Source organism: Acidovorax sp. Root219, from assembly GCF_001428665.1.
Classification (GTDB): domain Bacteria; phylum Pseudomonadota; class Gammaproteobacteria; order Burkholderiales; family Burkholderiaceae_C; genus Acidovorax.
This window is the reverse complement of the sequence record NZ_LMIJ01000001.1, coordinates 166,958-182,755: the sequence shown is the minus strand read 5'-3', so window position 1 is coordinate 182,755 and position 15,798 is coordinate 166,958. Positions and strand designations below refer to the sequence as shown.

The 15,798-nt window shown below is 70.9% G+C and carries 14 protein-coding genes; 13 read left to right on the top strand and 1 reads right to left on the bottom strand.

All coding sequences use genetic code 11. The annotated features are described in order from the left end of the window. The first annotated feature begins 201 nt into the window (after window positions 1-201). The 13 genes from cobO (at window position 202) to cobT (ending at window position 14,682) form a co-directional block, all read left to right on the top strand. A complete protein-coding gene (cobO, locus tag ASE28_RS00840; RefSeq protein WP_057263838.1) occupies window positions 202-771 on the top strand; it encodes a cob(I)yrinic acid a,c-diamide adenosyltransferase in 570 nt (189 codons plus the stop codon). A 3-nt stretch (window positions 772-774) separates the two neighbouring features. Beyond that, complete coding sequence (locus tag ASE28_RS00835) at window positions 775-1,656, top strand: ABC transporter substrate-binding protein (protein WP_235516008.1); 882 nt, start codon at window positions 775-777, stop codon at window positions 1,654-1,656. 46 nt (window positions 1,657-1,702) lie between these two features. Further along, complete coding sequence (gene cobW, locus ASE28_RS00830; RefSeq protein ID WP_057263836.1) at window positions 1,703-2,770, top strand: cobalamin biosynthesis protein CobW; 1,068 nt, start codon at window positions 1,703-1,705, stop codon at window positions 2,768-2,770. Window positions 2,771-2,780: 10 nt separating this feature from the next. Next, window positions 2,781-6,602 (top strand): cobaltochelatase subunit CobN, encoded by a 3,822-nt coding sequence (gene cobN / locus ASE28_RS00825; protein WP_057263834.1) that lies wholly within the window; start codon window positions 2,781-2,783, stop codon window positions 6,600-6,602. Continuing rightward, a complete protein-coding gene (locus tag ASE28_RS00820) occupies window positions 6,599-7,669 on the top strand; it encodes an ATP-binding protein (RefSeq protein WP_057263832.1) in 1,071 nt (356 codons plus the stop codon). Before cobN ends, ASE28_RS00820 begins: the two co-directional genes overlap by 4 nt. Before the next feature lie 95 nt (window positions 7,670-7,764). Next, complete coding sequence (locus ASE28_RS00815) at window positions 7,765-8,367, top strand: VWA domain-containing protein (RefSeq protein WP_235516007.1); 603 nt, start codon at window positions 7,765-7,767, stop codon at window positions 8,365-8,367. Between the two features lie 39 nt (window positions 8,368-8,406). Beyond that, window positions 8,407-8,790 carry a DUF1636 domain-containing protein gene (locus ASE28_RS00810; RefSeq protein ID WP_057264334.1) on the top strand — a complete coding sequence of 128 codons (384 nt, stop codon included), beginning with the start codon at window positions 8,407-8,409 and terminating at the stop codon, window positions 8,788-8,790. A gap of 79 nt (window positions 8,791-8,869) precedes the next feature. Next, window positions 8,870-9,871, top strand: a complete 1,002-nt coding sequence (cbiB, locus tag ASE28_RS00805) for an adenosylcobinamide-phosphate synthase CbiB (RefSeq protein ID WP_369818106.1) — start codon at window positions 8,870-8,872, stop codon at window positions 9,869-9,871. 11 nt (window positions 9,872-9,882) lie between these two features. Next, window positions 9,883-10,938 carry an aminotransferase class I/II-fold pyridoxal phosphate-dependent enzyme gene (locus tag ASE28_RS00800; protein WP_057264329.1) on the top strand — a complete coding sequence of 352 codons (1,056 nt, stop codon included), beginning with the start codon at window positions 9,883-9,885 and terminating at the stop codon, window positions 10,936-10,938. Next, window positions 10,935-11,720 (top strand): HipA family kinase, encoded by a 786-nt coding sequence (locus ASE28_RS00795; RefSeq protein ID WP_057263828.1) that lies wholly within the window; start codon window positions 10,935-10,937, stop codon window positions 11,718-11,720. The genes ASE28_RS00800 and ASE28_RS00795 overlap by 4 nt, the downstream gene beginning before the upstream one ends. After that, on the top strand, window positions 11,707-12,099 hold the full coding sequence (locus ASE28_RS00790; RefSeq protein ID WP_057263826.1) for a DUF3037 domain-containing protein: 393 nt from the start codon (window positions 11,707-11,709) through the stop codon (window positions 12,097-12,099). Before ASE28_RS00795 ends, ASE28_RS00790 begins: the two co-directional genes overlap by 14 nt. A gap of 35 nt (window positions 12,100-12,134) precedes the next feature. Beyond that, window positions 12,135-13,595 carry a cobyric acid synthase gene (locus tag ASE28_RS00785; protein ID WP_057263824.1) on the top strand — a complete coding sequence of 487 codons (1,461 nt, stop codon included), beginning with the start codon at window positions 12,135-12,137 and terminating at the stop codon, window positions 13,593-13,595. A gap of 31 nt (window positions 13,596-13,626) precedes the next feature. After that, the gene (cobT, locus tag ASE28_RS00780) at window positions 13,627-14,682 is read left to right on the top strand and encodes a nicotinate-nucleotide--dimethylbenzimidazole phosphoribosyltransferase (RefSeq protein ID WP_057263822.1); all 1,056 of its coding nucleotides are present in this window, start codon (window positions 13,627-13,629) and stop codon (window positions 14,680-14,682) included. Between the two features lie 14 nt (window positions 14,683-14,696). Here cobT and ASE28_RS00775 read toward each other — a convergent pair whose 3' ends face one another. After that, window positions 14,697-15,785, bottom strand: a complete 1,089-nt coding sequence (locus ASE28_RS00775) for an MBL fold metallo-hydrolase (RefSeq protein WP_057263820.1) — start codon at window positions 15,783-15,785, stop codon at window positions 14,697-14,699. Window positions 15,786-15,798 lie beyond the last annotated feature (13 nt).

Below are 15,798 nucleotides of genomic sequence, written 5' to 3'. Positions count from 1 at the left end.
GGAGTTCGAAGAACGCAGCGAGTTCATCGGCACCACCCCAGGACCGAGCATCGCAGGTTGCCCGCAGCGAAGCGGANNNTTCTCTTGGCGACGCAAGAGAAAGTTACTGCGCCGCCGGGCGCACACCCCGGCCTCCGCCCTCGGCAAAACAACAAGAGCAACCACCGCCCCGAGCGCAACAAACCCGACCTGACAAAGCCCATGCAAATCGAGTCCCCCCCCATCCTCCGCGACACCCCCAAACCCCAAGGCGAACGCCGAGGGCTGGTCCTCGTCCACACCGGCACCGGCAAAGGCAAAAGCACCGCCGCCTTCGGCCTCGCCATCAGAGCCCACGGCCGCGGCAAAAAAGTCAAGATCTACCAGTTCATGAAGGTCCCGACCGCCCGCTTCGGCGAGCACCGCCTGTTCGAACAACTGGGCATGCCCATCGAAGGCCTCGGCGACGGCTTCAGCTGGAAGAGCCGCGACCTGGACCACTCCGCGCAACTGGCTCTGGACGGCTGGGCCAAGGCCGAGGCCACCGTCCGCGCGGGCGAGCACTTCATGGTTGTGCTCGACGAAATCATGTACCCCCTGCGCTACGGCTGGATCCCGCTCGAATCCATCCTCACCTGCCTGCGCGAGCGCCCGCCCCATGTGCACGTGGTGCTCACCGGTCGCAACGCCCCTGCCGAACTGATCGAGCTGGCCGACACAGTGACCGAGATGACGCTCGTCAAGCACCACTTCAAGGCCGGCGTGCCCGCCCAGCGCGGGATCGAGGACTGATTGATGGGTTCCTCCCTGTCGATGTCCATGCCGATGGCAAGGTCCCGCTCGGCGCCCGCGCTGGCCGTGCTCGGCCTGTTGGGCGGTCTGGCGGCTCCCCTGGCACAAGCACAGGCACCACAACAGCACCGCATCGTCACGCTCTCCCCCTCGCTCACCGAAGCCGTCTGTGCCCTGGGCCACTGTGCCGAGCTGGTGGGCACCGACCGCTATTCGAGCTGGCCCGGCAGCGTGGCCAAGCTGCCCAAGGTGGGCGGCCTGCAGGACGCGCAGATCGAGCGCATCGTGGCCCTTCGGCCCGACATGGTGCTGCTGGGCCCGCGCAGTCGGGCGGGGGACCGCCTCTCGGCCCTGGGCGTGCCGGTGCAGGTGTTCGATGCGCGCACGCATGCCGACCTCAAGCGCATGCTGATCAGCGTGGGCCAGTCGCTCGGCGAATCGGCACGCGCGGCCGAGCTGGTGGCGCGCATCGAGCGCGAGCTCGACGCTGCGGCGCGCCGCGTGCCGGCCCACCTGCGCGGGCGCAGTGTCTACGTGGAGGTGGGCGTGGGCCCCACGGCCGCCAGCGCGGCCAGCTTCATCGGCGAGACCGTGGCGCGCCTGGGCCTGGTGAACATCGTGCCCGGCGACATGGGCCTCTTCCCGCGCGTCAATTCCGAGATGGTGGTGCGCCGTGGGCCGGACCTGGTCATCGGCCCACAGTCCACCCTCTTCAACGTGACAGACCGTCCCGGCTGGGCTGGCATGCAGGCGCTGCGCCAGCACCAGGTCTGCCAGCTCGACGCCGACCGCATGGACCTGCTCTCGCGCCCCGGCCCGCGCCTTGGCGAGGCGGCGCACATGCTGGTCGATTGCCTTCTTGGATTACCGCAAGTTCTGCGTTGATTCGCACCACCCCATTTACCCATTTTTCTGACTGGAGATTTCTTCCATGCAAGTCCACAAGATTCCCGCCACCATCGTCACCGGCTTTCTGGGCAGCGGCAAGACCACGCTGCTGCGCCACCTGCTGACCAACGCGCAAGGCAAGCGCATCGCCGTCATCGTCAACGAGTTCGGCGAACTGGGCATCGACGGCGAGCTGCTGCGCAGCTGCGGCATCGGCTGCGACGAGAACGGCGTGGAGAACGGCCAGCTGTTCGAGCTGGCCAACGGCTGCCTGTGCTGCACCGTGCAGGAAGAGTTCGCGCCCGTGATGGAGCTGCTGGCCGCGCGCCGTGACCAGATCGACCACCTGGTCATCGAGACCTCGGGCCTGGCGCTGCCCAAGCCGCTGGTGCAGGCCTTCCAGTGGCCGGCGCTGCGCAACGTGTTCACGGTGGACTCGGTGATCACCGTGGTCGATGCGCCCGCCGTGGCCGCCGGCCAGTTTGCCGACGACCCCGTTGCGGTGGACGCCCAGCGCCGCGCCGACGAGAACCTGGACCACGAATCGCCCCTGCACGAGCTGTTCGAGGACCAACTGGCGACGGCCGACCTGGTGGTGCTGCACAAGACCGACGGCCTGACCGCCGAGGACCTGGCGCGTGTGGAAGCCATCGTGCGTGGCGAGACCCTGCCGGGCGTGAAGTTCGTGCACGCCCAGCACGGCCGCATCGACCCCAGCGTGCTGCTGGGCCTCGGCCGTGCGGTGGAGGACGTGATCGACGAGCGCAAGACCCACCACGACGAGGAAGAGGACCACGACCACGACGAGTTCGAGTCGGTGCACGTCACGCTCGACGTGGCTGACCGCGGCCGCCTGGTGGAGGCCCTGATCGCCCTGGTGCAGCGCCACGAGATCTACCGCATCAAGGGCTTCGTGGCCCTGCCGGGCGCGGCCATGCGCCTGGTGGTGCAGGGCGTGGGCCAGCGCTTCGACAGCCATTTCGACCGCGCCTGGCGCGAAGGCGACCTGCGCACCACGCGCCTGGTGGTGATCGGCGACCACCTGGATGCCGCCGCCCTGCAGGCCGAGCTGCAATCGGCACTCGCCGAATCCGCCACCACCACCGCCTGAGGCCGTCCGCATGCATCTGCTTTCCACGCGCCCCGGTGGCTACGTCGAGGACGGGGGCCAGGGCCTGGTGCGCGTGGAGCAGACGCCCGGCGACATCGTCATCCTGAGCGCGGCCGACACCACGCTGTCGTTGCTGTCCGACGCGGCGGCCAGCCTGGGCGAGGGCTTCCCCCGCGTGCGCCTGGCCAACCTGATGTGGCTGCGCCAGCCCGCGTCCACCGACATGTACGTGGACGACGTGTTGCGCCATGCGCGCGTGGTCGTCATCGACCACCTGGGCAGCCCCAGCGACTGGGCCTACGTGGTCGAACAGGCGATGTCACTGGCCGGCAAGCGAGGCCAGTGGCTGGCACTGTTCTCGGGCGACAACGTCGAAGACCCGCAACTGCTGATGCGCAGTACCGCCAGCCCCGAGGACTGCCATCAGCTGTGGCGCTGCCTGCGCGAAGGCGGGCGCGAGAACGCGCTGGCCTTCTTCGCCCTCATCGGTCATGCGGCCTTTGGCATCGGGCCGCGCCCGCCTCCGCCCCGGCCACTGCCGCCGGTGATGGCCTACACGCCGGCCGCCGCCGCGCCCTGGGTGCCGGGTGCGCCGGTGGCGATGCTGGTGTTTTACCGCGCCCACCTGCAGTCGGGCAACACGGCGGTGTTCGACGCCATGCAGGCAGCGCTGGCGCAGGCCGGGCTCAACACCCTGGCCGTGGCCGTCGATTCGCTCAAGAACCCCGAGAGCCTGACCGCGCTGCAGGGCATGGCCGCAGAGCAGGGTGTGGGCGTGGTGCTCAATGCCACGAGCTTTGCCGTGGCCTCCATCGATGGCAGTGACGACGAGGACTCGCCAGCGGTCGCCCTGGCCGGCGATGCGCCGGTGCTGCAGCTCATCACCGCTGGCTGCTCGCAAGAGCAGTGGCAAGCCGACCCGCATGGCCTGGCGCCGCGCGACCTGGCCATGCAGGTGGTGCTGCCCGAGGTCGACGGGCGCATCGGCGCGCGCGCCATCAGCTTCAAGGGCCTGGCCTGGCGCTGCGAGCGCACCGAGGTCGACGTGGTGCGTTACCAGCCCGAGCCCGAGCGCATCGCCTTCGTGGCCGAGCTCGCACGCCGCTGGTGCGTGCTGCGCAGCAAGCCGCACGTGGGCAAGCGCGTGGCGCTCATCCTGGCCAACTACCCCAACGACGATGCGCGCCTGGCCAACGGCGTGGGGCTGGATACACCAGCTTCCACCGTGCTCATCCTGCAGGCGCTGCGCGATGCCGGCTACACCACGGGCGAGTTGCCCGAGGGCGGCGACGCGCTGATCGCGCAGCTGGTGGAAGGCGTGACCAACAACCTCGATGCCAACGCCGACCGCCCCGCAGGCCAAAGCCTGGCCATGGCCGACTACCTGGCCGACTTCGGCGCCCTGCCGCAGGCCAGCCAGGACGTGGTGAACGCCCTGTGGGGCCCGCCCGGCGCAGACCCCATCGTGCGCAGTGGCCGCTTCATGGTGCCGGGAATTCGCCTGGGCAACGTCTTCGTGGGCATACAGCCTGCGCGTGGCCGCGACCTGGACCTGGTGGCCACCTACCACGATGCCGACCTGGTGCCCACGCACGGCTACCTGGCCTTCTACTTCTGGCTGCGCCGCGTGTTCGCGGTGGATGCCGTGGTCCACGTGGGCAAGCACGGCAACCTCGAATGGCTGCCGGGCAAGAGCGTGGCGCTGGGCGCCGCCTGCTGGCCCGATGCCATCCTGGGTCCGCTGCCGCACCTGTATCCCTTCATCGTCAACGACCCGGGCGAGGGCAGCCAGGCCAAGCGGCGCACGCAGGCCGTCATCATCGACCACCTGATGCCCGCGCTCACGCGCGCCGAGACCTACGGCCCGCTCCAGCAGCTCGAGCGCGCGATGGACGAGTACTACGAGGCGCTGTCGCTCGACCCGCGCCGCGCCAAGCTGCTGCGCCAGAGCATCCTCGACCAGGTGCTGCAGCACCGCCTGCACCAGGAGCTGGGTTTTGCGCCGCCGGCCGACGACGCGCAGCGCGAAGCCCTGCTCGGCCGGCTTGACGCCTACCTGTGCGAGATCAAGGAGTCGCAGATCCGCGACGGCCTGCATATCCTGGGGCGCTCGCCGCAGGCGCGCCAGCGCACCGACACGCTGGTCGCGCTGGCGCGCTTTCCAGGCGGCTCGGCGCCAGGGCAGGGCAGCCTGCTCGTGGCGCTGGCCCGCGACCTGGGCTTGGGCGACTTCGACCCGTTGAACCCCGAGTGGGCGGCGCCCTGGACCGGCCCGCAGCCCGAGGTGTTGCAGACCCTGGCCGATGAACCCTGGCGCCATGTGGGCCACACACGCGAGCGGCTCGAAAAGCTCGCCGCGCAATGCGTAGAGCAGCACCTGGCGGTGGACGGCGCGGGCCGCATCGCAGGCCCGCCCATGGACTCCGTGCAGTGGCCGCACAGCGCGCAGGTGCTGGCGCGCATGCGCACGGTGCTGGCGCCCCGGCTCGATGCCTGCGGCCCGAACGAGATGGCCCAGTTGCTGCGCGGCTTGGCCGGCCGCTTCGTGCCGCCGGGCCCCAGCGGTGCCCCTTCGCGCGGCCGGCCCGACGTGCTGCCCACGGGCCGCAACTTCTATTCGGTGGACACGCGCGCCGTGCCCACACCCACCGCCTACGGCATGGGCGCGCTGGCGGCGGGCCGCGTGGTGGAGCGCCATTTGCAGGACCATGGCAGCTTTCCCACTGCGGTGGGCCTGTCGGTCTGGGGCACCAGCACCATGCGCACGGGCGGCGAGGACATCGGCCAGGCCTTTGCCCTGCTGGGCGTGCGCCCGAAATGGGCACCCGGCAGCCACCGCGTGGTGGACATCGAGGTGCTGCCCATGGCGATACGCAACCGCCCGCGCATCGACGTGACGCTGCGCGTGTCGGGGTTCTTTCGCGATGCCTTCCCGGGCGTGATCGACCTGTTCGACACGGCCGTGCGCGCCGTGGCTGCCATCCCCGAAGACGATGAGCCCGACGACGTGAACCCCATCCGCGCCCGCGTGCGGCGTGAGGCGGCTGAAGCCGAAGCGCAAGGCATGGCCACAGAGGACGCACAGCGCCGCGCCACCTGGCGTGTGTTCGGCCCGCGCCCCGGCGGCTATGGCGCCGGCCTGCAGGAGGTGATGGCCAGCGGCCGCTGGAGCACCTCGGACGACCTGGCCCAGGCTTACCTGCGTGCGGGCGCCTTCGCCTACGGCCAGGGTGGGCACGGCGAGGCGGCGCGTGCGGCCTTCGAGCAGCGCCTGGCGGCGGTGGACGCAGTGCTGCACAACCAGGACAACCGCGAGCACGACATCCTCGACTCGGACGACTACTACCAGTTCCAGGGTGGCATGGCCGCCGCCGTGCAGCACCTGGCCGGCGCGCCGGCGGCGCTGTACCACGGCGATTTCAGCACGCCCGGGGTGCCGCGCATCCGCACCCTGAGTGAAGAGGTGGCGCGCGTGGTGCGTGCCCGGGCCGTCAACCCCAAGTGGATCGATGGCGTCAAGCGCCACGGCTACAAGGGCGCGTTCGAGATGGCGGCCACGGTGGACTACCTGTTCGCCTTCGACGCGACCACGGGCGTGGTGGGCGACCACCAGTACGCGCTGGTGGCCGACGCCTACCTGCACGACGACGCCACGCGCGATTTTTTGCAACAGCACAACCCGCTGGCCCTGCGCGGCATCGGCGAGCGTTTGCTTGAAGCCATGCAGCGCGGCCTGTGGGCCGAGCCCGGCGAGCACCGCGAGCGCATCGAGCAGCACCTGCTGGAGCTCGAACACCGTCTCGAAACCCAGGGCGAAGGACCCTTGCCATGACCGCTTTTTCTTTGTCCCCTGTGCCCGCCACTGCGTTCCCCTTCACCGCCCTGGTCGGCCACGAGGCCCTGCAGCGCGCGCTGCTGCTGGCCGCCATCGACCCCGGCATGGGCGGGGTGCTCATCAGCGGCCCGCGCGGCACGGCCAAGTCCACCTCGGCGCGCGCGCTGGCGGCGCTGCTGCCCGATGCGCCCTTCGTCACGCTGCCCTTGGCGGCCAGCCTGGAGCAACTGGTGGGCACGCTGAACATCGAAGACGTGCTGCGCGACGGCCAGGTGCGCCTGGCGCCCGGCCTGGTGGCGCGTGCACATGGCGGCGTGCTCTATGTGGACGAGGTCAACCTGCTGCCCGATGCGCTGGTGGATTCGCTGCTCGACGTGGCCGCCAGCGGCGTGAACACCGTGGAGCGCGACGGCGTGTCGCACCAGCATGCGGCGCGCTTCGTGCTGGTGGGCACCATGAACCCCGAGGAGGGCGAGCTGCGCCCCCAACTGCTCGACCGTTTCGGCCTGTCGGTGGCCCTGCACAACCCGGCCGATGCGGCCCAGCGCCAGGCCATCGTGCGCGCCCGCCTGGCCTTCGATGCCGATCCTGCGGCCGTGGTGGCGCGGCATGCCCCTGCACAGGCCGGGTTGGCGGCGTCGGTGGCCCGCGCCCGCGCCGCGCTGGCGGCCCTGGAATGGACCGACGCCGTGGTGCAGCATGCCGCGAACCTGGCCCTGGCCGCTGGCGTGGACGGCATTCGCGCCGACCTGGTGATGCTGCGCGCCGCGCGGGCGCTGGCTGCGCTGGAGCAAGCCGACAACGTGGGCCTGGCGCATGTGGATGCCGTGGCCGAGTTGGCGCTGGCGCACCGGCGTACGGAGAACGCTGCAGGCTCCGCCCCGCCCTCCGGTGCCACGCAGCCACCACCACCGCCGTCCTCCTCCAAGCCATCGCCCGCCAACGGACAGGGCCCCGCTTCGTCGCAGAGCGCGCCTGAGGGCGACTGGGGCGCATTGCCACCCGAACCCCAACCCATGGCGCGCGTGCGCAGCACGGGAGCGTGGCCGCCAAAAAAAGCCTGAGCCACCCTGGCCCGCGCTCTCCTGGTTCAACCAAGACAAGTGCAGGCTGGCGGTGGCAAGCCCCTCGCAATGCCTGGCTGCGCACGCCGCACGCCGTGGTCCGGCCTGCCGACCCAGAGGGCGCGGGCATCGATTGGCTGCGCACGTTGGTGGCCAAGGGCTCGGCGCGCCTGCAGGCCGCGCATTTGCGGCGCCGACCCTCCAGCGCCGTGCAGCCCTGCCTGCATCTGATCGCCCTCGACACCTCGGGCTCCATGCGCCAGGGCGGGCGCCTGGCCTGGGCCAAGGGCTATGCGGCACGCCTGATCGAGCAGGCCGCGCGGGCGGGCGACGAGGTGGCGCTGCTGTGCTTTGGCGGCCAGGGGGTGGAGCTGTTGCTGCCCCCCGGCCCTGCGCGCACGGCCGGCACGGCCCGTGTGCGCCCGCTGGGCGGCGGTGGCGGCACTCCCCTGTCCGCCGGCCTGGCCGAGGCCGAGTGCCTGCTGCGCGCCACGCGGCGCCGGCGCGGCGCGGCCGCACCGTCGTGCCTGTGGCTGCTGACTGATGGCCGCACGCTGGAGCAGCCCGCCGCGCCTGGCGCTGCCACGCATGTCGTGGTCGTGGATTTCGACGACCCGCTGCGGCCCTTGGGGCGCTGCGCCGCCTGGGCCCAGCGCTGGCAGGCGGAGCACCGCCTGCCCGAACCCCTTTCCTCCTAGAACCACGAGCTTTTCCTGATGTCCGACACCGCATCCCCGATGCCATTCCCCACTGACGTGATCGTCTGCACCACCTGCCGCCCGGCCGGCGCCTCGCGCGAGTTGCCGGCCGACGGTGAGCTGCTGTTTGAGGCCGTGCAGGTGGCCCAGCTCGAAGACGACACCGGCGCCTGGGCCCAAGTGCGCGTGCGCGGCGTGGCCTGCCTGAGCAGTTGCGGGCGCGCCTGCTCGGTCGCCTTCCAGGCCCCTGGCAAGCACACCTTCGTGTTCGGCGACCTCCAGCCCGACGAAGAAACGGCGCGCCATGTGCTGGAGTGCGGCGCCATGCACGCCCGCGCCAGCGACGGCATGCTCAACCGCAACGAGCGGCCCGCGCGCCTGAAGAGTGGCATCGTGGCCCGGCTGCCGCCCTTCACGGCCTGACTCTCTGTACCATGCGTGCCGCCATGATGTATTGCCTTGACGCTACCCGCACCAGTGCTCTGTCACTGCCGGAGGGCCCATGCTCGGTCTGATCGATCTGCTGCTGCCTGGCATGCATTGGGATGCCCTGCGCGTGCTGATCTGGGTGCCCTTCGTGGCCCTGGCCCTCGACTGGTGGCGCGGCGAGCCGCCGGTGGCCGTGCACCCCGTGGTGTGGATGGGCAAGGCCCTGCACTGGTGCGGCGAGCGCTGGGCGCCGCTGGCGCCCGTGCCGCGCGATTTCAGGGCTTTCTGGTGCATGGCGCTGGCCTGGTGCGCACTGGCGACTGCGGCGATGGCCACGGCGTGGGGCCTGCAGTGGCTGGCGCTGCGCTTTCATGACATGATCGCGGCAGCGCTGCTGGGGCTCTTGCTCAAGCCGATGTTGTCCTGGCGCATGCTGCACGACGAGGTGCTGGCCGTGGAGGCAGCCCTGGCCCGCTCGCTGCCCGAGGGCCGCGCGCAACTGGCGCGCCTGGTGAGCCGTGACGTGAGCGAACTCACGGCCGAGCAGGTGCGCGAGTCGGCCATCGAGTCGCTGGCCGAGAACCTCAACGATTCGGTCGTGGCGCCGCTGTTCTGGTTCGTGCTGCTGGGCCTGCCCGGCGCCGCGCTGTACCGGCTGGCCAACACCGCCGATGCCATGTGGGGCTACCCCGGCATGCACGGCGGGCGCTACTGGCAGTGGGCCGGCAAGTGGGCTGCGCGCGCTGACGACGTGCTGTCGTGGCTGCCCGCACGCATCACCGCATTGCTGCTCGCCGTGCTGGCGCGCGGCCTGCCGCCGGCCACCCTGGCGCGCCAGGCGCGCCGCACGCCGTCGCCCAACAGCGGCTGGCCCATGGCGGCCATGGCGCTGGCGCTGGGCGTGCGGCTCGGCAAGCCCGGGGTGTATGTGCTCAATGCCAGTGCACGTGACCCCGGCCCGCTCGATACCCGGCGCGCGGCCAAGCTCGGCTCGCTGGTGGCACTGTCGCTGATCCCGCTGGCAGTGGGCGCCCACCTGCTGATCACCATCGTGTCCGCATGGGTGGGTGCATGACGTTGCAGGCCATGCCACCGCACCCCCATGGCGGCCCCGACGCGCTGGGGACTCCGGTGCATGATTTCTCCACCAACAGCAACGCCTGCGGCCCGTGCCCCGAGGCGCTGCAGGCCGTGCAGCAGGCCGATGCCACGCGCTACCCCGACCCGCATTACACGGCGCTGCGCGAGGCGCTTGGGGTCTTTCATGGCGTAGCGGCCGAGCGCATCGTGCTGGCGGCCAGCTCCAGCGAGTTCATCCACCGCGTCACGGCGCTGGCGGTGCAGCAGGGGGCCGTGCAGGTGGGCCTGCCGTTGCACAGTTACGGCGACTATGCCCAGGCCGCGCAGGCGCGCGGGCTCGCGCTGGTGCGTTCGGCAGGCGCCGCACCCGGGCTGCAATGGGCTTGCGAGCCATCGAGCCCGCTGGGTCGGGAGGACACTGCCCTGCGCGAGTGGGCGCATGCCCCGGCAGACGGCGGCGCCACGCTGCGCGTGCTCGACTGCGCCTACGCCCCGCTGCGCCTGGAAGCCGATGGCATGGGCCCCTGGACCGGCGCGCCCGCGCTGCCTCCCATGCCCTGCTGGCAGCTGTGGACCCCCAACAAGGCCCTGGGCCTGACGGGCGTGCGCGCCGCCTATGCCGTGGCGCCCGAGGGCGCCGAGGACGAGGTGCAGGCGCTGCTGGCCTTGGCCCCCTCATGGGCCGTGGGCGCGCATGGCGTGGCCCTGCTGCAGGCCTGGGTGCAGCCCGGTGTGCAGCGCTGGCTGGTACACAGCCTTGCTACCCTGCGCGACTGGAAGCAGCGCCAGCTCACCCTGTGCATGGACCTGGGCTGGGGCGTGCATGCGGGCAGCCTGGCCAACTACTTCTGCGCGCAGCCTGCCTGTGCCGATCTGCCCGGCGCGCTGGCGGCCCTGCGCGCGGCGGGCATCAAGCTGCGCGATGCCACCTCGTTCGGCCTGCCCGGCGCCGTGCGCATGGGCGTGCTGGCGCCGGGGGCGCAAGATGCGCTGCGCGCCGCATGGCCCGCCGCCATGGCCGTACGATCCGGTGCACAACCCAAGGAGATCACCCCCCGATGAGAACCATCACCGTCACCCGCTACGTCACGCCGCTGCGTGAGGGCGGCTCCATGCCCGCCGTGGTCGAAGGCGACGACCTGGGGCTGTATGTGCTCAAGTTCCGCGGCGCAGGGCAGGGCGTGCGCGCCCTGCTGGCCGAGATGATCTCGGGCGGCATTGCCCGGGCGCTCGGCCTGCCGATCCCCGAGATCGTGCTCGCCGAGCTCGACACGGGCCTGGCCCAGACCGAGCCCGACCCCGAGATCCAGGACCTGGTGCGCGCCAGCGGCGGCCTGAACGTGGGCCTCGACTACCTCTCGGGCGCGCTCAACTTCGACCCTGCGGTGGATGTGGTGAGCGATGACTTCGCCTCGCGCCTGGTCTGGTTCGATGCCCTGGTGGCCAATGTGGACCGCACGGCGCGCAACACCAACCTGCTCATGTGGCACCGCAAACCCTGGCTCATAGACCACGGTGCTTCGCTGACCTTCCACCATGCCTGGAACGGCGCAGTGGCGCAGCCCGCCAAGCCCTTCCCGCCGATTGCCGACCACGTGCTGTTGCCCCAGGCCACGGCGCTGGCCCAGGTGGATGCTGAACTGGCCGCGCTGCTCACACGCGAGGTGCTCACCGGCATCCTGGCTGATGTGCCCGACGAGTTCCTGGCCATCGCCGGTGCCGAGCATGCCGAGGGGCCGCTGGCTGCACCGGCCAGCCACCGCCAGGCCTATGTCGAGCATTTCTGCGCCCGCCTGGACGGGCGCGAGGCCTGGCTGAGAGGAGTGATCCATGCACGCGGCTGAGGTGTACGACTACGCCATCGTGCGCGTGGTGCCGCGTGTGGAGCGCGAGGAATTCATCAACGCCGGCGTCATCCTCTCGTGCCAGAAGAGCGGCTTTCTGCAGGCAGCCATTGCCCTGGATGAGGAGCGCCTGCTGGCGATGGACCCGCATGTGGACATAGACACCGTGCGCCGCCACCTGGACGCCATCGTCGCCATCTGCGCGGGGGAAGCGGGCTGCGGGCCGATTGCGCAGCTGCCTTTTCGCCAGCGCTTTCACTGGCTCACGGCCAGGCGCAGTGCCATCATCCAGACCTCGCCGGCGCATACCGGGCGCTGCACCGATGCGGCGGCGGCGCTGGAGCACATCATGGACCGCATGGTGAGGCCTTTGCCTTGAGCGCTTCCGATTCCCCCCGCCTGGCGCGCTGCGTGATGGTGCTGGGCACCACCAGCGGCGCCGGCAAGAGCTGGCTGGCCACGGCGCTGTGCCGCTGGTACAGCAACCAGGGCTACAAGGTCGTGCCCTTCAAGGCGCAGAACATGAGCAACAACGCGCGCGTGGTCGCCAGCGACCATGGCAACGGCGAAATCGGCAGCGCGCAGTACTTCCAGGCGATTGCCGCGCGCACCGTGCCTGACGTGCGCATGAACCCGTTGCTGCTCAAGCCCGAGGCCGACACCAAAAGCCAGGTGGTGCTGCTCGGCCAGGTCAGCGCTGAGCTCACCGCGCTGCCTTGGCGTGGCCGCAGCGAGCGCGTGTGGCCGCAGATCGCGGCCGCGCTCGACGCGCTGCGCGCCGAGAACGACGTGGTGGTGATCGAGGGCGCGGGCTCGCCCGCCGAGATCAACCTGCACGCCAGCGATGTGGTAAACATGCGCGTGGCGCGCCACGGCGGCGCGCGCTGCCTGCTGGTGACCGACATCGACCGGGGCGGCGCCTTTGCCCACCTGTACGGCACCTGGGCCCTGCTGCCCGAGGACGAGCGCGCGCTGATCCACGGCTTCGTGCTCAACCGCTTTCGCGGCGATGCCACGCTGCTCGCGCCCGCGCCGCAAATGCTGCAGCAGCTGACCGGCGTGCCCACCGTGGCCACCATCCCCATGCAGTGGCACCACGGCCTGCCCGAGGAAGACGGCGTGTTCGACGACCGCAGCACCGCGGGAGGGGCCGTGCACACGACGGTGGCCGTGATTGCCTACCCGCGCATCAGCAACCTCGACGAATTCCAGCCGCTCAAGAACGTGCCCGGCGTGCGCCTGGTGTGGGTGCGCAGCCCCGCCGGGCTGGCAGGACTGAAGGCTACCGACTGGGTCATCCTGCCCGGCTCCAAGGCCACCGCAGCCGACCTGGCCTGGCTGCGCACGCAAGGGCTCGACGAGGCCATCACTGCACATGCGCGGCAGGGCGGCAGCGTGCTCGGCGTCTGCGGCGGCCTGCAGATGCTGGGCGAGGCACTGATCGACACCGCCGGCATCGACGGCAACGCGCCAGGTCTCGGCCTGCTGCCTCTGGTCACCACCTTCGAGCCCGCCAAGACCGTGCGCCGCACCACCGCGCGCTTCGGCACGCTGCAGGGTGCCTGGGAGGCACTGTCGGGCATCGCAGCCAGCGGCTACGAGATCCACCACGGCCAGACCGCCCAGCACCCGGCCATGGCGGCCGGTGGCGATGTGGCGCGCGAAGTGGTGCCCGGCCTGGCCTGGCAGAACGGCGCGGGCAACGTGCTCGGCCTGTACCTGCACGGCCTGCTCGAAGACCCCTCCGCGCTGCAGGCCTTGTTTGGCCGCGAGGGCGCGGCCCCCGTTCCCACGCTCGACGCCGTGATGGAGGGCCTGGCCCGCACGGTGGATGCCCATTTCGAGCCAGGCGTGCTGAATGCGCTGGTGGCCTGAACGAATCCCGATTTCTTTACTTGACGAACCCATGTCCTTCGCTATCCCCACCATTGCCGATATCACCGACGCCACGCTCACGGCGCGCCTGCAGCACATCCTCGACTTCAAGACCAAGCCCCTGGGCTCGCTGGGCCGGCTCGAGGTGCTGGCGCTGCGCATCGGCCAGGTGCTGGGCACCGAGGCACCGCAGCTCGTGCAGCCTCAGATCCTGGTCTGCGCGGGCGACCATGGCATCGCGGCGCGCGGCGTATCGGCCTTTCCGAGCGACGTGACCTGGCAGATGGTGGAGAACTTCCTTGCCGGCGGCGCCGCCGTGAGCGTGCTCGCGCGCCAGCACGGCCTGGCCCTCACCGTGGTGGACTGCGGCGTGGCCAAGCCCATCGCGCCGCGCGATGCCGCCCCGGGTGCGCCCCAACTGCTGCTGCGCAAGGTGGCGCCCGGCACGGCCGATGCATCGGTGGGCCCGGCGATGACGGCCGAGCAGTGTGCCCAGGCCATCACCAATGGCATGGAGGTGGTGCGCGGCCTGCCGGGCAATGCGCTGCTGCTGGGCGAAATGGGCATTGCCAACACCTCGATCGCCTCGCTGCTGCTGGCGCGCCTGGCCGGCCTGCCGCTGGCCGAGGTGACGGGCGCGGGCACGGGCCTGGACGCCGCCGGCATCGAACGCAAGCGCGCCGTGCTGCAGCAGGCCCTGGATGTGAACGCCGAAGCCACGAATCCCTTCGACGCGCTGGCCGCCCTGGGCGGCTACGAGGTGGCCACCCTGGTGGGCGCCGTGCTGCAGGCCGCGGCCCAGCGCCGGGTCATCGTCGTCGATGGCTTCATCACCAGCGCCGCCGTGCTGGTGGCCAGCCGCCTGCAGCCAGCCGTGCTGCAGCGCTGCGTTTTTGCGCACCGCTCGGGCGAGCGCGGCCACAGCCTGATGCTGGCGCAGATGCAGGCCGAGCCCCTGCTCGACCTGGGCCTGCGCCTGGGCGAAGGCTCGGGCGCGGCGCTGGCCTGGCCGCTGCTGCAGTCGGCTTGCGCGGTGCTGGCCGAGATGGCCAGTTTTGAATCCGCAGGGGTGGACAACCGCAGCTGAGCCGGGGGGGCCGCTCAGTCCCCCGGGCATTCGAGCTGGCCGGCGCGCGGATTCTCCCCCTGTCGGCCGGGGCCAGGTCCCGTCGCGGGCAAGCCGTAGACGGCCTTCTGGTTCGCGCTATCGGTCACCTTCACGCCCTGCGCGTCGAAGATCCACGCATCCCAGTAGTTGACCGGCACCACCTGTGGCACCTTGGCTGACGCGAGGAAGTCGCGCAGCAGGGGCTGCTCGTTGGGATCGTAGGGGAAGTGCAGACCGTACTCGAGCTTGAACTCCGACACCGAGTTGGCCCGCACACCGAGGTGGTGGGGCATGAATGTCTTGACCTTGAACTCGGGCACGACGATGCGCGCCTGCGTCACCACGCGTGACTCCGGCCCGCCCTGCCACAGGTCCAGGCTGGCCGCCCCTGCGGCTGCCATGGCTGCCCGCAGGTTGTCCAGGGGCGAGCCGTAGGTCACGCCATTGGCCACGCGCGGGGTGGTCAGGTCCTTGCCGCCGGCGCCGCTGTCGGACACGAACAGCTGCAGCGGCTCGGCGCGGGTGCGGGTCTTCGCGCTGACCAGGAAACCGAAGGTCTCCGGGTCGTTGGTGCCGTTGCCAAAGGCCGTGCAGCCCGAGACGCTGTGCACCCAGCGCACCACGCGGATGGTGACGGCGTCGTTCATGCGCACTGTCTCGCCGCCCTTGAGCGTGGTGCACTGGCTGGCGGGGAGGCCCACCTTGGCCATGGCACTGCAGACCGCTGCAGGGGCATAGACCGGCTTGCCCGTTTGCCGGGCCCACTCGGGGACCTGCACGCCATGGTCCCCATGTTCGTGGCCGACGAGGATGGCGTCGATGCCTCCGCGCATCTTGATGGCCTGCAGGGCCTTGGCCACGGATGGGGCGTTGGCGGTGGGGTTGGCGGTGAAGTCCGAGATCGTCTCGCCGTCAACCAGGATGCCGGTATCGCCAATTTGGTAGTGCCAGTTGGTGATGCCGAACCAGGTCATGCGCATGTTTTCGGGCAGGTCGGGGTCGGATCCGCCGCAGGCCAGCAAAAGAGCGGCGGAAAGGCACGCGCCGGTCGTCCCGAGTCGGGTCCAGTTTTTGGGTTTCATCTTGTCTCCAGGT